Genomic DNA, 19,764 nt, shown 5'->3' with positions numbered 1-19,764 from the left:
TGCGCGCCGATCCGCGCAGCGACGCGGTCACAATCGTGTATCGCTCCGCGGGGTCGTCGGAGTAGGCTGACCGCCGATATGTGGATTGGCTGGCTGGAATTCGACTATCTTCTCGGCGACGTGCACTCCCTGAAGCAGAAGCGCTCGCTGACCAAGCCTCTGATCTCCGAGATCCGACGACGCTTCACGGTGACGGTGAGCGAGGTGGGACACCTCGATCTGCACCGGCGCGCCGCGGTCGGTGTCGGGGTTGTCGGCGCCGACCGTACGCATGTGTCCGAGGTGCTCGACGCCGTCGAGCGGTTCGGCGCGGACCGTCCGGAGATCACCCTGGTCTCGGTGCGACGCCGGATCATCTCCGCCGACGACGTCGACTGACCGACACGATCAGCGGCTCAGCTGCCGAATCCGGCATCCCGAAGTGCTTGTGCGAGTGATCCGTTGGGCTGCGACGCGGGGCGACCCCGCCGCTGATCGGAACGCTGATCGCCGCGGCGCTCCCGACCCTTCGACTGCTCACCGCGCGGCTGCCCGCCCCGCGCCTGGGAACCACCGCCACGGCTGCCCGCATCTCGCTTCTCTCCACCACCGCGCTTGTCGCGAGAACCGCGCTTCTCGCCGCCACCGCGACCCCCGCGTCCGCCGTCGCCGTTCTTCGCGTCGTCGGTGAGACGCAACGAGAGGCCGATGCGCTGCCGCTCGACGTCGACGTCGACGACCTTGACGCGCACGACCTGTCCGGAACGGACGACGTCATGGGGATCAGAGATGAACCGGTCGGCCATGGCGGACACGTGGACGAGCCCGTCCTGATGGACCCCCACGTCGACGAAGGCGCCGAAGGCCGCGACGTTTGTGACGACGCCCTCGAGGATCATCCCGGGCTTGAGATCGGCGACCTTCTCCACGCCGGCGGCGAAGGTGGCGGTGGCGAACGCCGGGCGCGGATCGCGGCCGGGCTTCTCGAGTTCGGCGAGGATGTCGGTGACGGTGGGCACGCCGAAGGTGTCGTCGGCGAAGTCGGCGGGTGCCAGGGCGCGCAGTGCGCGCTCGTTGCCGATCAGTTCGGCGAGGGTGACCCCGGATCGGTCGAGGATGCGCCGGACCACCGGGTAGGACTCCGGGTGCACTCCGGAATTGTCGAGCGGATCCTTGCCGTCGCGAATCCGGAGGAATCCGGCGCACTGCTCGAATGCCTTGGGTCCCAGCCGCGCGACGTCGAGCAGGGATCGTCGGCTGGCGAACGGACCGATCGTATCACGATGGGCGACAATCGCTTCGGCGAGGAGCGGAGTCACACCGGACACGCGGGACAGCAGCGGCACCGACGCCGTGTTGAGGTCGACACCGACGGCATTCACGGCATCTTCGACGACGGCGTCGAGGCTGCGCGCGAGTGTGCCGGGGGCGACGTCATGCTGATACTGACCGACACCGATGGACTTGGGCTCGATCTTCACGAGTTCGGCGAGAGGATCCTGCAGGCGTCGAGCGATGGACACCGCGCCACGCACCGAGACATCCAGATCGGGCAGTTCCCGCGAGGCGTACTCCGACGCGGAGTAGACCGACGCTCCCGCCTCGCTGACCATCGCCTTGGCGGGTGCCGCCGCCGGGCCTCCCGCCGCGGTGATGTCGGCGATCAGTTCGGCCGCGAGTGCATCGGTTTCACGCGATGCGGTGCCGTTTCCGACTGCGATCAACTCGACACCGTGGCGGGCCACGAGCGCGGCGAGTGTCGCCTTGGCCTGATCCCACTGTTTCTGTGGTTGATGCGGGAAGACCGCACCGGTCTCGAGGACCTTGCCGGTGGCGTCGACGACCGCCACCTTCACCCCGGTACGGAAGCCCGGGTCGAGACCCAGAGTGGTGCGCGCACCCGCCGGTGCGGCCAGCAACAGATCCTTCAGGTTCTTGGCGAAGACGGCGACGGCGTCGTCCTCGGCGGCTCGGCGCAGCCGGACCCGTGCGTCGATCGCGGAGGTGACCATCAGTTTGGTGCGCCACGCCCACCGCACGGTGCCGGCCAACCAGGAGGTCGCCGGGCCTGGGTGGGAGAGATCGACACCGAGTGAGGCGGCGACCATCGCCTGATAGCCCTCGTCCTCCCCGCCGTCGAGCAGGACCGAGAGCACCTCCTCCTTCTCACCGCGCAGCACGGCGAGCACCCGGTGCGAGGGCACCTCGGTGAGCGGCTCGGAGAACTCGAAGTAGTCCCGGAACTTCTGACCGGCGGGCGTCGCGGTGACCTGCTCGGACCGCGGCGAGGTCCGCAGAGATCCCTGGGCCCAGAACTTCTCGCGGATTCCACCGACGAGTTCGGCGTCTTCGGCGGCCCGCTCGATGAGGATGTGCCGGGCACCGTCGAGGGCCGCCGCCGTGTCGTCGACGCCGTCCCCCACATACGACGACGCCGCGTCCTCCGGCACAAGGGTCGGATCGGCGAGGAGGGCGTCGGCGAGGGGCTCGAGGCCGGCCTCGCGGGCGATCTGCGCCTTGGTCCGTCGCTTCGGTTTGTAGGGCAGGTAAATGTCCTCCACCCGCGATTTGGTGTCGGCCGCGAGCAGCGCGGCCCGCAGGTCGTCGGTGAGCTTGCCCTGTTCCTCGATCGACGAGATCACCGCAGCGCGACGCTCATCGAGTTCCCGCAGGTAGCGCAACCGCTCGTCGAGGGTGCGCAGCTGCGCGTCGTCGAGGCCGCCGGTGACCTCCTTGCGGTAGCGCGCGATGAACGGCACCGTCGATCCTTCATCGAGCAAGCGGACGGCGGCGGCCACCTGATTCTCGCCGACGGCGAGTTCTGCGGCGATGCGGGCATTCACGGACAAGACGGGTGCGCTCGATTTCACGCGGGCCACCCTACCGGGCGCCCCCGACACCTCCGACGATCAACTCACAGCCGCGTCGGTCACCCCGCGTATGCCCACACCGAGACCCAGTCGACCTGCAGATGCCCGGCATTCGTGCCCGCACCTCGGGTCTCGGTCTGCAACTGCCAGCGCATCGGCCCCGAGGGCACCCACGACGTGCTGTCGAGCACGACAACCCCGTCGAGCAGGTATCGGATGCGGCCGGGACTCCACTCCATGGTGTAGGTGTGCCAGTCGGTGAAACGGGCCGCGGTGCTCACCGACGCCTGACACCCGGGAGTGCACGAGCCCGCGCCGGCATAGTGATGAAAACCCTGCACGGTCGACGACAACTGCCCCTCGGGGAAGTCGAATTCCCCGTCGGCGGGCCATATCTCGGACTGCGGCCACAACAGCCAGGCCACGTAATACTCGGACAGATTCGGCGTCGTCACGCGCATCCGGGCCGAGTACCGACCATAGGCCTGGTACTGCGACTGGCCGTCGATCAGCGGCGACGGATTCGCACCCGCCGGCACACCGTCGACGTTGCGGAGGTGGAAGTCGAGCACCCCATCGTGGACGCTCAGCACCGCATCCGGGCGGTAGGGGCGTCGGTCGTAGGTATCGAGGTAACACGATGGGTAGGTGCGCCACTTCTGGCCCGCCGCACCGGTGTACACGATCTGATCCGGAGAGCAGGTGTTGGCCCAGCTGCCCGGCGCCGCATCCTTGGTGAAGTCGTCGGCGAAGATGTGGCGCCATCCCGGCAGATTGCCGGCGGGAACGGCCTGCCCGGACGGCGAGGTGGCCGCAGGGAGTGTCGTGGTGGTCGTCGGCGCGGTCGTGGTCGGGGGTGTGGTGGTGGTCGGGGCGGTCGTGGTCGGGGGTGTGGTGGTCGTCGGGGCTGCCGGCGTGGCCGTCAGCACCCAGCGCTGCGCGCTGGTCCCCAAACACATCTGCAGCTGAACCGACGACGACGTCGCCGCGAGGCACAGATTGGCGCTCGAGGTGCGCACCGTCCCGTCGCCCGGCAATCGCCACTTCTGGGCCGAAGATGCTGTGCAACTCGCGATTTCGAGAGATCGGCCCACCAGCACACGGCCGCCGGCCGGCTGCAGACAGAATCCCTGCACCCGGGCGGTGCCATCGGCGGGATTGGACCAGCGTTGCGCCGCCTTGTCGGCACACGCTGCGGTCACCACGGAATTCCCGGACGAGGCGACTCCGCCGCGATTCTCCAGACACCTGCCGGTCGATTGCGACGAGACCGATGCCGTCGGATCCGCAGCCCGGGCAGGGCTGATCACCCAGGCGGTACACACGAGCAACAGCACTCCGGAACCTATAAAGACTTGCCGGAGAACGCTTTTCACACTCCAGGCACGCATGACGAAAAGCTAGCATCGTCCGCGACAGAGTTAACGAGAAGTAACCAAAATGGTGCAAAAGCGACACCACATCCGGCGCACGCAGTTCACCAACGCACGTAGCTCACCGACGCGTGTCGGACACCGCCGCGCGGAAGTGCGGAGAATCGAAGAACGGCGCGAGCCGTCGACGCAACGCTTCGTCGAGGACACCGTGCTCATCGAGGCGCGTCAACACCGGTGGGCCGAATCGTAGCCCCTCCTCGATCAGATCGGCGCGGCCGATACCGAGATCGGCGAGCAGATCGGTGAGCGGCACATCGCCGTACTTGTCGAAGAAGTGATCGATACCCTCGTCGAGCAATGCGCGAAAATAATCGGTGTCACGGAACGACTTCCAGAATTCGACGACGACGACCACGAAGTCCTCGACGTCGTCCGGCGTGACGAAATCCCGGAAGCCACCCACGGTTCCGTCCGCATTCGCCCGCCAGATCTCCCGGGCCGCCGACAGGATCGCCTCGTCGGGGTCGGTGCCGGCCGCGTGGAGAACGTAGGTCGCACCCGAGCGTGCCAGCTTTTCGACGCCGACTTCCACCGCGGGAACCGCCGGGCCGACGACGCGTGCCAGCGCGCCGACGATTCGCGACCGGAGGCCGGCGCCGTCGGCGTGCGCGCGACCATCGGCGACGGCGGTGTCCAGCGCATGCGCGATCACCTCGACGCAGGCGTCCACGGTGACCGGACTGTCCAGGATGCGCCGGACGATGCGTCGGGAAACCTCAAGTTGCGCAACGGAAGACGCGATGTCGTCGAAGCGTCGTTCGTCGATGATGTCGGTGACCCGCGCGCGCTCCTGGACGGGATGGCGGTAGAGCCGCGCGGCGATTTCCCCCGCGAGCTCGGGAATCGCTCCCTCGACCGGCATCGACACCGCGTACTTGTGTGCGGTGTCCTTGATCATCTGGCGCGTCACCGCGTCGTCGAGTGTCAGCTCGCTGGCGTCGGACAGGACGTGCTCGACCTCGTCGGTGACGAGTGCGGCGAAATTCGCCGGGTCGAGGAGTTGCTCCTTGGTGTAGGCGACCTGGGCTTCGAGCAGGCGCGCGGCGAGATCGTCGGTCATGCCCCCTAGCGTGTCACACCGATCAGGGCGACCTCGGGGACAATGCGTCGGCGTTGGGAACACTTCGGGGCGCGTGACCGTTGCGAAGAGCATGGCAACGATTGATCTCACGACAGCGGAATTCGATCAGACGGTGAGCGATAACGACGTGGTGCTCGTCGACTTCTGGGCCTCCTGGTGCGGCCCGTGTCGGCAGTTCGCGCCGATCTATGAGCGCGTCTCCGAGAAGCACCCCGACCTGGTCTTCGCGAAGGTGGACACCGAGGCGGAGCAACAGTTGGCTTCCGCGGCCAACATCCGCTCCATCCCCACACTGATGGTCTTCAAGAAGGGCTATCTGGTCTTCAATCAGCCGGGGATGCTCCCGCCGGAGGCGCTGGAGGATCTCGTCACGCAGGTCAAGGACCTCGACGTCGAGAAGGCCGTCGCCGAGCAGCAGGGCTGACTCTTCGACGCTCCCCGGGGACGGCAACGTCGCGTGTCAGGGTGACGTCTGTTCCAGACTCTCGAATGCGCGGCCGAGTTCCTCGGCCACGTCGATGATGCGTGCCTTCTTGATCTCGGGTTTGTCGATCTCGGCGGCCACGTACTCGGCGATGAATCGTTTGATCTCGCTGTCGACCTGGGCCACCACCCGGATGATCTCCCCCCGCATGTTGCGTGACGCGACACCGACGTGCACATCTCGCGGGCGCGGTGGTTCGACATCGATCCGCAGGGTCAGCGGTTCGGCGGCGCGCGCGGTGAGCGGCAGGGTGATCAGGCCGTCGACGTCATAGCGCACCTGATCGATCCGCAGGTCGACGAGCAGGCCGATCGACAACGGGAGATTGACGGTGAACGTGATGAGGTCGCCGACGTGCCGGGTGATCTCGGGTTCGGCGACCTGCACGGTGGCCCGGACCTTCGCGATACCACCGGGACCCGACGGGAACGGTCCGACGACGAAGTCGTCGCCGGCGATCGAGGCGAATGCCGAACCGACGCGGTCTTCGGTGACCGCGACCTCGAAGAATCGGCGCCCGAATTCCTCGTAACTCAGATGGGCAGACATTTCCCCATAGTTCCCTATCGCGCGCCGATTTCGGAGACTTCGACTCCGATTCACCACCACGGCGCGCCGTACCAGCAAGTATGGCATCCCTCGGTGCACTCCCCACCCCGCCGCCATGCATCTGTGCGGCCGCGCGGCCCCGTCTACTGTGGACAGCGAGCGAGTAAGTCCGAACCGCACTCGAGCGAACGGAGCCGCACGTGGCATCCACAGTTGCCGAAGTCATCGTCGAACAGATCACCCGCGCGGGCGTCCAACGCGTCTACGGAATCCCCGGTGATTCACTCAACGGATTCACCGACGCGTTGCGCAAGCAGGACACCATTGCCTGGCAGCACGTCCGACATGAGGAGGCTGCCGCCTTCGCCGCGGCCGCCGAGGCGGCGCTGACCGGCGAACTCGCCGTGTGCGCGGGCAGCTGCGGACCGGGCAATCTCCATCTGATCAACGGTCTGTTCGACGCCCAACGCAGTCGCGTCCCGGTACTCGCGATCGCCGCGCACATTCCGGCACCCGAGATCGGCAGCGGCTATTTCCAGGAGACCCATCCGGAGGAACTGTTCCGCGAGTGCAGCGATTTCTGTGAGATGGTCAGCACTCCCGATCAGATGCCCCGCGTCCTCGACATCGCGCTGCGCACGGCCGTCGAGAAGCGCGGGGTGTCGGTGCTCGTCATCCCCGGTGAAACCTTTCTCGCGGCGTGTCCGTCGCGGCGATCGGGCGCCCCGATCCGCGCAACCCCGCGCGTGACACGTCCCACGGACACCGAGATACGACGCACCGCCGATGCGTTGAACGGCGCGGAGAAGGTGACGATTCTCGCCGGTGCGGGTGTCGAGGGCGCCCACGACGAACTCGTGGAGATCGCCAGCGCACTGCAGGCGCCGGTCGTGCATGCGTTGCGCGGCAAGGAATTCATCGAGTACGACAATCCCTACGACGTCGGCATGACCGGTCTGCTCGGGTTCTCGTCGGGCTACCGCGCGATCGAGAAATGCGACACGCTGCTGATGCTCGGGACCGATTTCCCGTACCAGCAGTTCTATCCGTCCAAGGCCCAGATCATCCAGGTCGACATCCGGGGCGAGCAGATCGGGAAACGGTGCCCGGTGGACATACCGCTGGTCGGCAGCGTCGCCGACACGGTGTCCGCGGTGCTGCCCCTCATCGACCGTAATCGCGATTCCGAACATCTCGCGACGTCGCGGGCGCATTACGTCAAAGCACGACGACGCCTCGACGAGCTCGCCGACAACGACCGCAACCGCGCACCCATCCATCCGCAGTACCTCGCGCGGCTCCTCAGCGACACGGCGACCGACGACGCGATCTTCATCCCCGACGTCGGATCGCCGGTGGTGTGGGCGGCGCGCTACCTGACGATGAACGGGCGTCGTCGACTGATCGGTTCGTTCAGCCACGGATCGATGGCCAACGCCGTGTCGCAGGCGATCGGGGCCCAGTCGGCGTTCCCCGGCCGGCAGGTGATCGCGATGGCCGGCGACGGCGGACTCGCGATGCTGCTCGGTGAACTCCTGACACTGATCCAGAACAAGCTGCCGGTGAAGATCGTGGTGTTCAACAACTCCTCGCTGAACTTCGTCGAAGTGGAGATGAAGGCGGCGGGCTTCGTCAACTACGGCACCGATCTGATCAATCCGGACTTCGCGCGTCTCGCCGAATCGGTCGGCATCATGGGGCGCAAGGTGGAACAACCCGACGATCTCGCCGGCGCCGTCACCGAATTCCTCGCCCACGACGGACCGGCTCTGCTCGATGTGACCACCGCGCGGCAAGAACTGTCCATCCCGCCGACCGTGACCGCCGCACAGGCCAAGGGTTTCACTCTCTACGCGCTGCGCACGGTGCTGTCCGGTCGGGGCGACGAGCTGGTGGATCTCGCCGAGACCAACGTGTTCCGGCGCCTTTTCGACTGACCGTCGTCGTTCCCGCACGCGTTACCCATCACCCAGACGTGCCACATCTGACAAAGGAGTCACCATGGCCATCGCCACCATCAACCCGGCGACCGGGCAGACCGTCCGGGAGTTCGCGTCGACCAGCGACGCCGAGATCGATCAGGCGCTCGACCGTGCGGTGGCGTGTTTCGGCGATTACCGCAGGACCACGTTCGCGCAGCGAGCGCAGTGGCTGCGGGCCACCGCCGATCTTCTCGAGGCCGAGGCCGACGACGTCGCGGCGATGATGACTGAGGAGATGGGCAAGACGCTGTCCGCGGCCAAGGCGGAAACGTTGAAGTGCGCCAAGGGTTTCCGGTACTTCGCCGAGCACGGCGAGGCCATGCTCGCCGATGAACCCGCCGACGCCGAGGCGGTCGGCGCGAGCCGCGCATACATGCGGTATCAGCCGCTCGGGGTGATCCTCGCGGTGATGCCGTGGAATTTCCCGCTGTGGCAGGCGGTGCGGTTCATCGCACCGGCCCTGATGGCGGGCAACGTCGGCGTCCTCAAGCACGCGTCCAATGTGCCGCAGTCGGCGCTCTACATCGAAGATGTGTTGCGGCGCGCGGGCTTTCCGGACGGCTGCTTCCAGACGCTGCTGATCGGTTCGTCGGCGGTGGAGGCCATTCTGCGGGATCCGCGGATCGCCGCGGCCACCCTGACGGGCAGCGAGCCTGCGGGTCGAGCTGTCGCGGCCATCGCCGGGGATGAGGTCAAGCACACCGTCCTCGAACTCGGCGGCAGCGACCCGTTCATCGTCATGCCGAGCGCCGACATCGCCGGGGCGGCCGAGACGGCGGTCACCGCGCGCGTCCAGAACAACGGTCAATCCTGCATCGCCGCAAAGCGATTCATCATCCACACCGACGTGTACGACGAGTTCGTCGACGCCTTTGTGGCGGGGTTCCGGGCGCTCGTCGTCGGCGATCCGACAGATGAGGCGACCGACGTCGGGCCGTTGGCGACCGAGCAGGGACGCGATGATCTGGAGGAACTCGTCGACGGCGCCGTCGCCGACGGTGCGACGGTGCTCATCGGCGGACACCGACTCGACCGGCCGGGCTGGTTCTATGAACCGACGGTCATCACCGGCATCACCAAGGACATGCAGCTCTACTCGGCGGAAGCGTTCGGTCCGGTGGCGTCGGTGTACCGCGTCGACGACATCGACGCCGCCATCGACATCGCGAACGACACCACCTTCGGCCTCGGCGGCAACGCGTGGACGACCGACGCGGCGGAGCAGGACCGCTTCATCGACGAGATCGAGTCGGGGCAGGTGTTCATCAACGGTATGACCATCTCGTTCCCCGAACTCGGATTCGGCGGCATCAAGCGCTCCGGCTATGGACGGGAACTCACCGCCCACGGCATCCGGGAGTTCTGCAACGTCAAGACGGTGTGGATCGGCTGAGCACCGCCCTGATCCCGCTGGGGATCACTCCAGGACGAACACCGGGATCTGCCGGTCGGTCTTGGTCTGATACTCCGCGTAGGGCGGGTACGCGGCAACGGCGAGCTCCCACCAGTGGGCGCGCTCGTCACCGGACACCTCGCGGGCGGTCAGTTCGACGACGGTCTCGCCGTCCTGGGCGGTGACCTGCGGGTTCGCCTTGACATTGAAGTACCAGGAGGGATGCTCCGGTGCGCCGCCCTTGGAGGCGACCATCGCGTAGTGGCCGTTCTCCTCGACGCGCATCAGCGGCACGTAGCGCTTCTTGCCCGACTTGGCGCCGATCGTCGTGAAGAGGACGACCGGGCGGTCGGCGACCTGGACCCCGTCGGTCGTGCCCTGCTCGAGGATCTTCTCGGTCTGGTTGCGTACCCAGCTGGTGGGGCTCAATTCCGGTTGCTCACTCATGGTCGTCACAACCGAGCGCCGGCGACGACTATTCCGCGGGCCGCCAACCGAGGGCCGGTCCGAGACGGGTGGCCAGGTCGGTGATGATCTGTGCGTAGTCCGGTGCGTCGAAGGAGAACGGCAGCGCGATCGCCACCTCCGACGCCCGCTGGAACCCCGCGTGCGCGTACAGGGTCTGCGCCAGCTCCTCGGACGGCCCGACGTAATCCGGCGAGAACAACATCCCGCGGGGACCTTGAGGTTCGGTCGTGCGGGGTAGCCGGGCATCGCGATAGGCCTCGTATTTGCGGATCTGTTCGGGCGTCGCGGTATCGGTCGGGATCACCACCAGCCCCTGCGAGACGCGTGCGCGGGCCGGCTCGATGTGATGGGCGAGGTAGGCGTCGATGTGCTCGCCTTGGATCGTGGCGAAATCCCGCGAGTCGGTGCCCTCGATGCTGACCACCGACGAGGTCAGATAGTTGAGGCCCTGCTCGCCCGCCCAGATCGCCGACGACAGTCCCCCGCCGTACCAGACCCGATCGGCCAGCCCGGGTGAATGTGGTTGTATCCGTGTGGAATACGTCTCGATGCCGACCGTCCCCGCGAACGGGCTGACCGGCTCCCCGCGCAGGTTCTTCAGCAGCCGCACCACCCGCTCCTTCGAGAAATCCTCGAGATCGTAGGTGGCGGGATACAGCGCGTGCTTGTAGTCGTCGTAACGCATCGGGGTGCCCACGGAGACACCGGGTTTGAGCCGTCCGTCGGAGAGAACGTCGACGGTGGCGAGATCCTCGGCGAGGCGGAACGGATTCTCCAGGCCCAGCGGGATGACCGCGGTCCCCAACTCGATGCGGCTGGTACGCACCGCGGCCGCCGCGAGCACGGCAACCGGCGACGAGATCCCGAATTGCAGATGCCGATCACGAAGCCAGACGCTGTCGAATCCGAGGTCCTCGGCACGCGAGATGACGTCGAGCGTCTCCAAGTGCCCGGCGCGCGGAGCGTCGTCGTCGAATCGCCCGATCGTCAGAAAACCGAGCTTGCGCAGTGGCTCACCGGCGCGCGGCATGGTGTCTTCCCATCACGTCGTCGAGTCTAGGTCGCGCGTCGTCGGCGTGCGGTACCCGACGCAGGTCTTGGAACCACGATGAGCACAACGGCATACGCGGCGGCGGGCGCGTCGTTGATCATGTCGACGACGACCGTTGCACGAGGGAGAACGCCGATGACCGAGACCGTGTCCACCGACCAGGATTTCGCCGAGCAGTGGCAGAGCTGGCACGACGCGCGCGAGCGCGATCTGGCGGCGCCGTTGGGATGGTTGTCGATCACCCGGCTCGAGTGGCTCGACACCGAACCAGTGCGGTTCGACGGACTGCCGGGGACCTGGTGGTTCACCGGTCCCACCGCTCACGTCCGTCCCGACGACGACGAGTCGTTCGCGCCGCGCGACCTCGAGCTCACGCCGACGGGCCCCGGCGAGGTCCTTGAGCTCGATGGTGTCCACATCGAGGTCGCCCGTCGCGGCGACGGATATCTGATCCGCGTCCACGACGCCGCCGCACCCACGGTCCGGGATTTCCGCGGTGTTCCCGCCTATCCCGCGAGTCCCGACTGGGTGCTGCCCGCCCGGTTCGAGCCCTATCCGCAACCGCGGCCGGTCACCGTCGGCGCGGTCGCCGAGGGGCTCTCGCACGTGTATGTCTCCCCCGGCGAGGTGATTGTCGATCACGCCGGCGCGCAGCATCGGCTGGTGGCGTTCAACGGCAAGTCCGGTGGATTGAGCGTGCTGTTCACCGATGCGACGTCGGGTGTCACGACGTACTCCGCCAACCGTTCCGTCGCGATCGATGCCGACGACGACGTCTTGCGCGCGGGCGGACCGATCGACGTCGACCTCAACCGGGCAACCAATCTCCCGTGCGCCTTCATCGACTTCGCCACCTGCCCGCTGCCACCCGCGGGAAATCACCTCCCGTTCGAGGTGCGGGCCGGCGAGCAGACACCGTACGGACGCGGGTGACGCCCCCCGGGGCTGCCTCGGGTGCCTCGGGTGCCGAACGATTGTCGGCGAAGCGCCGTGACAGCGACGACGATCGCCAGCACGCACATCACGGCAGCCACCGCCACCGTTGCCGACCAGCCGCCTGCGTCGTAGGCGACACCCGCCACCAACCCCATCAACGCGGTGCCGCCCAGCCACGCGAGTTGGTACAGCGCGGTGGCCTGGGCCCGGCCGACCCGTGCACGAATCCCGCTCTGGCCACTCGCGACGGGGTGAGCAGTGAAACATCCGATCGTGAAGACGATGAGCCCGGCGATGACCCCCGCGAGTACCGGTGTCAGCATCAACCCGAGCCCCACCAACATCAACACGGTTCCCGAAACGATGACCCGCACCGCGCCGAATCGCGTCACCAGGACTCCCGAGTATCTGCTCGCGACCGTGCCGAAGAGATAAACGGCGAACAGGAACCCCACCAGCGACGCCGGAATCGAGCACGGCGGGAGTTGCAGCCGGTACCCGAAGTAGTTGTAGACCGCACCGAAGGCACCCATCAACAGAAAGCCCAGCGCGTAGAGCCCCAGCATCACCGGGTCCCGGAGATGGACGAGGATTCTGGCGCGCACCGGACGCTCATCTCCGCGATCGGCGCGGAAGCCTCGCGGCTTCGGGATGACGACGACGAAGATCACCGACATCACCGCCGATGTCACGGCGACAGTGAACATCGCGGGCCGCCACCCCACGGCTTCCGACATCGGTCCGGCGATGATACGTCCGCAAATGCCACCAAAAGTATTGCCGGACACAAAGATCCCGGCGGCGATGGCGACCCGGTGAGCGACGAGTTCTTCGACCAGGTATGCCATGGCCACCGCGGGTACCGCACCCAGCGCCACGCCGAGAACCGCGCGCCCGACGACGACGAGCCCGAAGCCGGGCAGAAACGGAATGACAAGCGCGATGACCGTTGCGGAGATCAAGCTGAAGGTCATGGCACGGGTTCGGCCGATGCGGTCGGCCGCCGCGGCCCACGGCAACACCGACACCGCCACCCCGAGTGTGGAGGCCGTCACCGTGCTCGCCGCGGCGGCCGCGCCCACCCCTAGATCGCGACTCAGGGCAGGCAGGACTGCTTGTGCGTCGAAGATCTGCGCGAACGTCGCGAATCCGGCGGCGAACAGGGCAAGGGTGATGCGAGAGTACTCGCGCGTTCCCTTATCCCAACCGTGCCAGGTCACACCGCGTACCCGACGACCCGAATCCCGGTCAGAAATGCGCGGACATCGTCGATCTCCGCCTGATTGACACCGTGCGCGAGACCCGGATAGGTGCGGATCTCTGGCGTCGAATGGTCCGGCAGCCAGGTGGAGGTCCGGGTGATCGCGATCGGCGCGATCACCCGATCCTGTTCACCGCGACCCCAGAAGACCGGCGGTCGCGTGGCGGCGAGCCGGGCGTCGGCATCCTGCACGGCGCCCTGGACGAAGCCGCCGAGAATCACCGTGGCGGCCACGCGATCAGGCCGGGTGCGCAGTAGTTGCGTCGCCATGAGCCCACCCTGCGAGAACCCGATCGCGATGATCTGGACATCGGCGGAGAGGTTCGCGTCGATCCACTCCCAGACGAGTTCGGTGGCCGATGCGACGGGTCCCGGGTCCGGATTGCCGGGGGTGGTGATCCGGAACCAGGCATAGGAGTCGGGCTGTTCGGTCAGGGGCGCCCGCAGCGATACCCAGGGCAGGTCCGGAGTCACGAGCGGGGCCAGTCCGGCGAGGTCCTGCTCGTTGGAACCGAACCCGTGCAGGTAGATCGCAACCGCGCCGTCGACCTCGGAGAGCTCAGGCGTCGAACGAATGTCGTTGAGTGAGGGCATGATTCACGGCTCCAGGCTGACCGGTGACAAAGGCTGACCCGACGATTCTACCGGGATTCACACAATCGGACCACGGTCCGCTTGTGTGATCTTGACGATTCGTGGCCTCGCTCCCACCGCCGCGCCGCCGCGCGGTTCAGTCCTCGGGAAGCTCGGCGAAGGACTCCTTGACGCCCTTGTACCACCCCATCGACTGACGCGGATGACGCCACCGCGACTTCATCGCATCACGTGCTTCCTGATGCGTTGCGTCGCCGGCTTTTTCGGCATCCTTGAGATGCCGATCCTGGGCGTTGATCACGTCGTCGGCGCTCGCGCCCCGGTGTGCGAGATCGCACGGTCCGCCGAGTTGGCGGCAGGTCATGGTCTTCATGGTGTTCTCCTTGATGATCGGCGGTGAATGGTGCGTACACAGTGATGACGAATGGGCCCGCCGGAATGTGACCGCGCAGGTCACGAGCGCCGGTCGGCACCTCGACGACGCACCACCTGCGCGAGGGTGTCCGGGTGCGCGCGGAAGGTGATCGCGGTGACGACGCCGTCGGACACGGTGAAATCGAAGACCACCGCGGGGGCCCCGCGCTGAAACCAGGCCGACCCCGGCCGCTCCCCCACGAACACCGCGAGGGCGGCCGCGGCACTGCCGTTGAAGAATTCGGCGATCGACTGGCGCCCGTCGATCCGGGTGGGCGTTCCGACGGTGGCCGCCGCCTCGTCGGCGGTGACCACAGCGTCGGGTGCGAGTAACGCGAGCAGCCGCTCGAAGTCGCCCTCACGGGCGGCGGACATGAACGCGTCGACGATCGCCCAGTCGGACAGCGCATCCTCGGTGGCGGGTTGGCGCACGCGCGCCCGGGCGCGTGAGGCCAGCTTGCGTGCGGCGGCGGGAGTGACGTCGAGGGCGGCGGCGATCACGCCGAACTCGAAGCCGAACGAGTCGTGCATGACGAAGGCGACTCGTTCTGCGGGTGAGAGCCGCTCCAACACCACACCGAGCGCGACGCCGACCGAATCCGCGAGTGCGGCGTGCTCGGCGGGATCGGGATCGGCCGACGGCTCGTCGTCGATCATCTCGGCGGCAGCGGGAATGCGTGCGCGGAGTCGATCAAGGCACAGTCGGCTGGTGACCGTGGTGAGCCATGCGGGCAGATTGTCGATGTCGGCGTCGGTCGAGTTCAGCCGGAGCCACGCCTGTTGGACGATGTCCTCGGCCTCACCGTGATCATGGAGGATGCCGGCTGCCATACGTGTCAGTCGGGGTCGTTCGACGTCGAATTCCCGGGTGCGGTCCACGGTGCCCTCTTTTCGTAGCGGTTCACTTCGGTGACGTCACCAACGGGACAAGTGTGACCGCTCCCCGGGGGATTCTCCGGCGATCTGCCCCTCACCCCCGTAGGTCACCACCAGCGGCGCATGATCGGACAGCCGTTGCGCCGGTGACGGCTCCTTGTCCACCTCGACCCGGAGTGCCGACCGGGCGAGGCCGGGCGTCGCGAGTTGATGATCCACCCGCCAGCCGACGTCCTTGGTGAATGACTGCCCCGCCCAACTCCACCATGTCAGTGGGCCGGGCCGGTCACCGTACACCTCGCGCACGACGTCGACGAGGCGCCGCCGCCCGAGGATCGAGCCGAACCATTCGCGGTCCTCGGGGAGGAAGCCGTCCATGGAGCGGGCGGCACGCCAGTTCGTCACGTCGTACCGGGTGTGGGCGATGTTGAGATCGCCGGCGAGGAGGAACTCGCGGCCCGAACGCGACGCGGCGAGTCGATTGCGGTTCAGTTCACGGGCGAACGCCTGCAGAAAGCGTTGCTTCCGTTCATATTTCACGCCGCCATCCGGTGCTTCACGCATCGACCCCGGCCGCTGCAGGTGGGCGGGCAGGCCACCCTTTGGGAGATACAGGCAGGCGACGGTGACGGGTCGGTCCGCGAGATCGACCTCGATGTAGCGGCCGTGTGTCGCGAACTCCGCCAGGCCGCGGGCACGGGGAGGGTGGGTCACCCAGGTCCGCACCGCGGCGGGCGCATCCTTGGTCAGCACGGCCACTCCGTTGCGGCCGGCCAGCGAGCCGACATCGGCCGCCACCGAGTAACCGGGGAAAGCTCCGAGTTCGGCGGCGGGGCATCGCAACTCCTGCACTGCGACGACGTCCGGTGAGCGCGTGGCCAGCCAGTCGTCGAATCCTCGGCGCCGCGCCGCCCGAATCCCGTTGACGTTGAACGACACCACTGTGAACGCATCCGCGCGTTCAGGTCCGGCAAGGGGTCCCATGTCCTAACTGTGCCCTACCCCGTGTCCGACACGTGGTCGGGATCGATCGTGGGCAACAGCCGTGGACCGGCGCCGTCGGTACCGAGTTCGTCGTCGGGGTTGAGGACGCGGCAACTCCGCAGGGACACGCACCCGCACCCGATGCACTCGGTGAGTTCCTCTTCCATCCGCTCGATCTCTTTGCGTCGGGCCTCGAGGCGTCCGCGCCACCGCTCGCCGATGCGCCGCCAATCGGTCTTCGATGGCATGCGGTCCTGCGGCAGGTCGGCGAAGACCTCGGCCACCTCGGCCAGCGGGATTCCCATACGCTTGGCCACCTGGATCACCGAGACCCGGCGGATCACGTGCCGGGCGAATCGTCGTTGACCTCCGGCAGTGCGCGTCGAGGAGATCAGCCCCTCACGCTCGTAGAAGTGCAGCGCCGACACGGCGACTCCCGTACGCCTGGCGACATCGCCGACGGTCAGCAGATCGGTCGGAGTCGGCTTGATCTCATTCATGCTTGACCTCAACTTTAGTTCAGGTTCTAGCGTAACCGACATGACGACCGAAGACACGAGAACACCCCGGGATTCCAGAGAGAACAAGTCCGCCGTCGCGCACTCGGGAAGTTGGCGCGAACTGTTCGGCGCCGAGCACATCACCGCCTCGCTCGTGCTCGCCGGCGGCATCGCGGTCTATGCCATGAACACCTTCGTGACCGCGGCGCTACTCCCGTCGACGATTGATGACATCGGCGGAGATCGCTACTTCGCCTGGGTGACAACAACATTCATGGTCTCCTCGGTCCTGGCATCGATGCTGGTGGCCCGGTCGCTCGCATCCTGGGGCGCAGCGCGCGCCTACTTCATCGCGTTCCTGCTGTTCGCGGCCGGCTCAGTCGGTGCCGCGCTCACACCCACGATGGAATTCCTGCTCGCCGCCCGGGTGCTCCAGGGACTCGGCGGCGGACTCCTCGCCGGCCTCGGCTACGCCGTGATCCGCGATGCACTTCCCGAACATCTCTGGACACGGGCCACGGGATTGGTCTCCGCGATGTGGGGGCTCGGCACGCTGCTCGGACCAACCATCGGCGGCGTCTTCGCCCAGCTCGACTTCTGGCGGGGAGCATTCTGGTTGCTCGCGCTCGTGGCGGTGATCCTGGGTGTGCTGTCCACGCGCGGATTGCCGAGGCGCAGTGCGGAATCCGACGACTTCGGTCGACTGCCGGTGCCATCGCTGACGGTTCTCGTCCTCGCTGCCACGGCATTCAGCATCGCCGCGGTCGTGCCGGTCGGCGGACCCACCGTCGTCGCGCTCGTCGCCGGTGTGGCACTCGTGGGTGCTTTCGTAATGGTGGATCGCAGCGCGTCGTCTCCGGTGTTGCCGCACATCACCTATCTGCGCGGCAATCCGCTCAAGTGGTTCTACATCGTCCTCGGCATCCTCAGTGCCGCAGCCATGATCGAGATCTTCCTCCCCAAGTTCGGTCAGGAACTTGCCGGGATGTCACCGCTGGTCGCCGGGATCTTCGGTGCCACCGTGTCGATCGGGTGGAGTGTTGTGCAGCTGTTCAGCGCGAGTGTCGACAGCGAACGAATCAGCAAGCGGCTCATGGTCTTGGGTCCGGTGATCACGACCGCCGGCCTCACGCTGTTCGCCGCAACTCAGCAGGCGGACGTTGGATGGATCGCCGTCGTGTGGGTGGTGGGACTGCTCCTGGCCGGAGCGGGGGTCGGACTCGCCTTCCCGCACCTGAGCGTCGCTGCGATGCGCAGCACCGACGATCCGATCGAGGGATCGAAGGCCGCCGCCGGTGTCGGCACTGCCGAGCTCATCGCCAACGCGATCTCATCGGCGTTGGTCGGAGTGTTGGTGGTCGTCGGTGGTCCGGGCGCCGCAGGATCGATGACCATGGGCGCCGGACTCGCAGCGCTCGGCGCCCTTGGCGTCGTGGCGATCACGGTTGCCGTTCGGCGCTAACATCATCGGTCACTCATAAGGTGATCGGTCAGTGAGGCGTCGACGTGTGTGATCCGAGTAGTCCTACCGATCCGTCGGATTATCGGTCCGGGTGACGATGAAGCCATGGACCCCGACCGTGGACAGAACCGGACCCATGCCGTCAGGTTGTCACTCATCGGCCTCGCCGCCATAGTCGTCGCGTACGTGCTGATACTCGTGGCGCTCAGCGACCCCTACATGGCCCACAAGCTGACGTACGGCGTACCGCCCCCGAGCACCGCGGTGATCCGCAACCAGATCACTGTCATCGCCGCTATCCTCGCGGCGCTGGCCGGCTGGGCGGCCGTCATCGCGACCCGACGTGCCATCCCGATGCTGCTGATGCTCCTCCCGACGGTGCCGTTCGTGCCGATCGCGCTGTTCACATTTGTCGTCGCGTTCTGACTGACCCTGGTCACGCTCTCCTTCGGGGTCCGGATGTCACAAGGCTTCTATCGCGGGACATCGGTCATGTCATACCTCGCGGACCTCGTAGTCGAGCGTGACCTAATGAGTTCGGCGACGCTTGATCTCGGTCGGCCGAGCATGCGGATTGTGGTGCCCGGCGTGATGACCAGAGTGTGCCGGACTCGCGAGCGCTCCCGTCTGGTTCCGCCACAAAGAATGTACTTCCCTGAGGTGGCTCGGACTTCCCCGTCCTCGAGGACGATCGGCACCATCATGTCGATGCCCTTAGTGGTGCCTCTAGCAACGCGCAAGAGCTGACAGGCGCGGCCATGGAGTCGACGTAGTCAGCTTTCCGGAGGCGAGAACCAGGGTCGGGGCAGCCGATAACACTGGTACGAGCTCAGATGGATCGCGTGCAATCCACCCACGACCTCGATAGGCACGAGATAACAGTAGAAGTCACCATCCACGATGAAGAAGTAGTCGATCTCGTCCGGCGTATAGGTGCGCCGATCACCGCTGGTCGTCGACAAGTAGACTTTCCACGACCCCCCGACGCCAACTGTAGTTGTTTTCACTTGTACACGGCGCACTCCATGACCATCTACGACGAGAAGGTCATAGCGGGCGGGCTCAAGCGGCCACGAGACGTCGCTCCCGCAAAGGGTGAAGTACGCGGCAGCAAGCATGGGCCCAGCGCGCCTGATGTTTTGACTCGACGGAACCAGGTCGGCAGGTGTGAGGGTTGCGGCATCCTCGAAATCTTCGGCGTTGATACCGAACCGCGCGGCATGACCTTTGACGGATGAGATCGCGTTGGTGCCGGACAGCTTGAGTGTGTCGACAACGTCGTTCCAATTTGCAGACTCTTCAATTGCTGTACGAAGCTCACTCTCTAGTCGACGGCCGCGCCGTTGGTCGAGGAATGATCAAGACCTGTGGATCTGGGAGGGCGTGCCTTCCCGCAGAATGATCCCGGTAGTCACTTGATCAAGTCAGCGTTGCAGCGCTGGCG

Annotated in this window: 21 protein-coding genes; 8 read left to right on the top strand and 13 right to left on the bottom strand. The window is 66.6% G+C overall.

What is annotated here, in order from left to right; translation table 11 throughout:
* Nucleotides 1–78 precede the first annotated feature (78 nt).
* Nucleotides 79–378, top strand: a complete 300-nt coding sequence (locus ACZ4TW_RS22405) for a DUF503 domain-containing protein (RefSeq protein ID WP_465546529.1) — start codon at nt 79–81, stop codon at nt 376–378.
* Nucleotides 379–395: 17 nt separating this feature from the next.
* On the opposite strand, the gene ACZ4TW_RS22400 is transcribed toward ACZ4TW_RS22405, so the two are convergent.
* The 3 genes from ACZ4TW_RS22400 to ACZ4TW_RS22390 form a co-directional block, all read right to left on the bottom strand.
* Nucleotides 396–2,849 (bottom strand): Tex family protein, encoded by a 2,454-nt coding sequence (locus ACZ4TW_RS22400; protein WP_465546527.1) that lies wholly within the window; start codon nt 2,847–2,849, stop codon nt 396–398.
* 59 nt (nt 2,850–2,908) lie between these two features.
* Nucleotides 2,909–4,186, bottom strand: a complete 1,278-nt coding sequence (locus ACZ4TW_RS22395; protein WP_465546525.1) for a ricin-type beta-trefoil lectin domain protein — start codon at nt 4,184–4,186, stop codon at nt 2,909–2,911.
* Between the two features lie 157 nt (nt 4,187–4,343).
* The gene (locus ACZ4TW_RS22390; protein WP_465546523.1) at nt 4,344–5,345 is read right to left on the bottom strand and encodes a hypothetical protein; all 1,002 of its coding nucleotides are present in this window, start codon (nt 5,343–5,345) and stop codon (nt 4,344–4,346) included.
* A 91-nt stretch (nt 5,346–5,436) separates the two neighbouring features.
* On the opposite strand from ACZ4TW_RS22390, the gene trxA reads away from it, so the two are divergent.
* Nucleotides 5,437–5,790 carry a thioredoxin gene (trxA, locus tag ACZ4TW_RS22385; protein WP_465546562.1) on the top strand — a complete coding sequence of 118 codons (354 nt, stop codon included), beginning with the start codon at nt 5,437–5,439 and terminating at the stop codon, nt 5,788–5,790.
* A gap of 36 nt (nt 5,791–5,826) precedes the next feature.
* On the opposite strand, the gene ACZ4TW_RS22380 is transcribed toward trxA, so the two are convergent.
* A complete protein-coding gene (locus ACZ4TW_RS22380; RefSeq protein ID WP_465546521.1) occupies nt 5,827–6,399 on the bottom strand; it encodes a hypothetical protein in 573 nt (190 codons plus the stop codon).
* 200 nt (nt 6,400–6,599) lie between these two features.
* Between ACZ4TW_RS22380 and poxB the strand changes: the two genes are divergently transcribed.
* Both poxB and ACZ4TW_RS22370 read left to right on the top strand, forming a co-directional pair.
* On the top strand, nt 6,600–8,336 hold the full coding sequence (gene poxB / locus ACZ4TW_RS22375) for a ubiquinone-dependent pyruvate dehydrogenase (protein ID WP_465546519.1): 1,737 nt from the start codon (nt 6,600–6,602) through the stop codon (nt 8,334–8,336).
* Nucleotides 8,337–8,400: 64 nt separating this feature from the next.
* Complete coding sequence (locus ACZ4TW_RS22370) at nt 8,401–9,774, top strand: NADP-dependent succinic semialdehyde dehydrogenase (RefSeq protein WP_465546517.1); 1,374 nt, start codon at nt 8,401–8,403, stop codon at nt 9,772–9,774.
* Nucleotides 9,775–9,798: 24 nt separating this feature from the next.
* Here the strand turns inward: ACZ4TW_RS22370 and ACZ4TW_RS22365 are convergent, their stop codons facing one another.
* Both ACZ4TW_RS22365 and ACZ4TW_RS22360 read right to left on the bottom strand, forming a co-directional pair.
* A complete protein-coding gene (locus ACZ4TW_RS22365) occupies nt 9,799–10,221 on the bottom strand; it encodes a nitroreductase family deazaflavin-dependent oxidoreductase (RefSeq protein WP_465546515.1) in 423 nt (140 codons plus the stop codon).
* Between the two features lie 28 nt (nt 10,222–10,249).
* Nucleotides 10,250–11,272: an LLM class flavin-dependent oxidoreductase gene (locus tag ACZ4TW_RS22360; protein WP_465546513.1), complete on the bottom strand. Its 1,023-nt coding sequence runs from the start codon at nt 11,270–11,272 to the stop codon at nt 10,250–10,252.
* 156 nt (nt 11,273–11,428) lie between these two features.
* On the opposite strand from ACZ4TW_RS22360, the gene ACZ4TW_RS22355 reads away from it, so the two are divergent.
* Nucleotides 11,429–12,226: a DUF1684 domain-containing protein gene (locus tag ACZ4TW_RS22355; protein WP_465546511.1), complete on the top strand. Its 798-nt coding sequence runs from the start codon at nt 11,429–11,431 to the stop codon at nt 12,224–12,226.
* Here ACZ4TW_RS22355 and ACZ4TW_RS22350 read toward each other — a convergent pair.
* The 6 genes from ACZ4TW_RS22350 to soxR form a co-directional block, all read right to left on the bottom strand.
* A complete protein-coding gene (locus ACZ4TW_RS22350; protein WP_465546509.1) occupies nt 12,172–13,449 on the bottom strand; it encodes an MFS transporter in 1,278 nt (425 codons plus the stop codon). The genes ACZ4TW_RS22355 and ACZ4TW_RS22350 overlap by 55 nt on opposite strands.
* Complete coding sequence (locus ACZ4TW_RS22345) at nt 13,446–14,084, bottom strand: alpha/beta hydrolase (protein ID WP_465546507.1); 639 nt, start codon at nt 14,082–14,084, stop codon at nt 13,446–13,448. Before ACZ4TW_RS22345 ends, ACZ4TW_RS22350 begins: the two co-directional genes overlap by 4 nt.
* A gap of 136 nt (nt 14,085–14,220) precedes the next feature.
* Nucleotides 14,221–14,457, bottom strand: a complete 237-nt coding sequence (locus ACZ4TW_RS22340) for a hypothetical protein (protein ID WP_465546505.1) — start codon at nt 14,455–14,457, stop codon at nt 14,221–14,223.
* An 80-nt stretch (nt 14,458–14,537) separates the two neighbouring features.
* Nucleotides 14,538–15,377: a sigma-70 family RNA polymerase sigma factor gene (locus ACZ4TW_RS22335; protein WP_465546503.1), complete on the bottom strand. Its 840-nt coding sequence runs from the start codon at nt 15,375–15,377 to the stop codon at nt 14,538–14,540.
* A 36-nt stretch (nt 15,378–15,413) separates the two neighbouring features.
* Nucleotides 15,414–16,358 carry an exodeoxyribonuclease III gene (locus ACZ4TW_RS22330; RefSeq protein ID WP_465546501.1) on the bottom strand — a complete coding sequence of 315 codons (945 nt, stop codon included), beginning with the start codon at nt 16,356–16,358 and terminating at the stop codon, nt 15,414–15,416.
* Between the two features lie 14 nt (nt 16,359–16,372).
* A complete protein-coding gene (soxR, locus tag ACZ4TW_RS22325; protein WP_465546499.1) occupies nt 16,373–16,858 on the bottom strand; it encodes a redox-sensitive transcriptional activator SoxR in 486 nt (161 codons plus the stop codon).
* Between the two features lie 40 nt (nt 16,859–16,898).
* Between soxR and ACZ4TW_RS22320 the strand changes: the two genes are divergently transcribed.
* Nucleotides 16,899–18,320, top strand: a complete 1,422-nt coding sequence (locus ACZ4TW_RS22320) for an MFS transporter (RefSeq protein ID WP_465546497.1) — start codon at nt 16,899–16,901, stop codon at nt 18,318–18,320.
* A 105-nt stretch (nt 18,321–18,425) separates the two neighbouring features.
* Entirely contained in the window at nt 18,426–18,746 is a 321-nt protein-coding gene (locus tag ACZ4TW_RS22315) for a hypothetical protein (protein WP_465546495.1), read from the top strand.
* A gap of 347 nt (nt 18,747–19,093) precedes the next feature.
* On the opposite strand, the gene ACZ4TW_RS22310 is transcribed toward ACZ4TW_RS22315, so the two are convergent.
* Nucleotides 19,094–19,438, bottom strand: coding sequence for a group I intron-associated PD-(D/E)XK endonuclease (locus tag ACZ4TW_RS22310; protein WP_465546493.1), 345 nt, complete (start codon nt 19,436–19,438; stop codon nt 19,094–19,096).
* Between ACZ4TW_RS22310 and ACZ4TW_RS22305 the strand changes: the two genes are divergently transcribed.
* The gene (locus ACZ4TW_RS22305) at nt 19,346–19,558 is read left to right on the top strand and encodes a hypothetical protein (RefSeq protein WP_465546564.1); all 213 of its coding nucleotides are present in this window, start codon (nt 19,346–19,348) and stop codon (nt 19,556–19,558) included. The two genes, ACZ4TW_RS22310 and ACZ4TW_RS22305, sit on opposite strands and share 93 nt — an antisense overlap.
* Nucleotides 19,559–19,764: the final 206 nt, after the last annotated feature.

This window comes from Agromyces sp. NPDC029043, from assembly GCF_055564615.1.
The sequence above is the reverse complement of the archived record's forward strand: the minus strand, read 5'-3'. Positions and strand labels throughout refer to the sequence as shown.

Excerpts from the sequence above, each read along its gene's own strand:
- ACZ4TW_RS22405 (WP_465546529.1), top strand. The coding sequence starts at position 79 with ATGTGGATTGGCTGGCTGGAATTCGACTATCTTCTCGGCGACGTGCAC.
- ACZ4TW_RS22390 (WP_465546523.1), bottom strand. The coding sequence starts at position 5,345 with ATGACCGACGATCTCGCCGCGCGCCTGCTCGAAGCCCAGGTCGCCTAC.
- trxA (WP_465546562.1), top strand. The coding sequence starts at position 5,437 with ATGGCAACGATTGATCTCACGACAGCGGAATTCGATCAGACGGTGAGC.
- ACZ4TW_RS22380 (WP_465546521.1), bottom strand. The coding sequence starts at position 6,399 with ATGTCTGCCCATCTGAGTTACGAGGAATTCGGGCGCCGATTCTTCGAG.
- ACZ4TW_RS22370 (WP_465546517.1), top strand. The coding sequence starts at position 8,401 with ATGGCCATCGCCACCATCAACCCGGCGACCGGGCAGACCGTCCGGGAG.
- ACZ4TW_RS22365 (WP_465546515.1), bottom strand. The coding sequence starts at position 10,221 with ATGAGTGAGCAACCGGAATTGAGCCCCACCAGCTGGGTACGCAACCAG.
- ACZ4TW_RS22360 (WP_465546513.1), bottom strand. The coding sequence starts at position 11,272 with ATGCCGCGCGCCGGTGAGCCACTGCGCAAGCTCGGTTTTCTGACGATC.
- ACZ4TW_RS22355 (WP_465546511.1), top strand. The coding sequence starts at position 11,429 with ATGACCGAGACCGTGTCCACCGACCAGGATTTCGCCGAGCAGTGGCAG.
- ACZ4TW_RS22345 (WP_465546507.1), bottom strand. The coding sequence starts at position 14,084 with ATGCCCTCACTCAACGACATTCGTTCGACGCCTGAGCTCTCCGAGGTC.
- ACZ4TW_RS22340 (WP_465546505.1), bottom strand. The coding sequence starts at position 14,457 with ATGAAGACCATGACCTGCCGCCAACTCGGCGGACCGTGCGATCTCGCA.
- ACZ4TW_RS22330 (WP_465546501.1), bottom strand. The coding sequence starts at position 16,358 with ATGGGACCCCTTGCCGGACCTGAACGCGCGGATGCGTTCACAGTGGTG.
- soxR (WP_465546499.1), bottom strand. The coding sequence starts at position 16,858 with ATGAATGAGATCAAGCCGACTCCGACCGATCTGCTGACCGTCGGCGAT.
- ACZ4TW_RS22320 (WP_465546497.1), top strand. The coding sequence starts at position 16,899 with ATGACGACCGAAGACACGAGAACACCCCGGGATTCCAGAGAGAACAAG.
- ACZ4TW_RS22315 (WP_465546495.1), top strand. The coding sequence starts at position 18,426 with ATGGACCCCGACCGTGGACAGAACCGGACCCATGCCGTCAGGTTGTCA.
- ACZ4TW_RS22305 (WP_465546564.1), top strand. The coding sequence starts at position 19,346 with ATGACCATCTACGACGAGAAGGTCATAGCGGGCGGGCTCAAGCGGCCA.
- ACZ4TW_RS22310 (WP_465546493.1), bottom strand. The coding sequence starts at position 19,438 with ATGCTTGCTGCCGCGTACTTCACCCTTTGCGGGAGCGACGTCTCGTGG.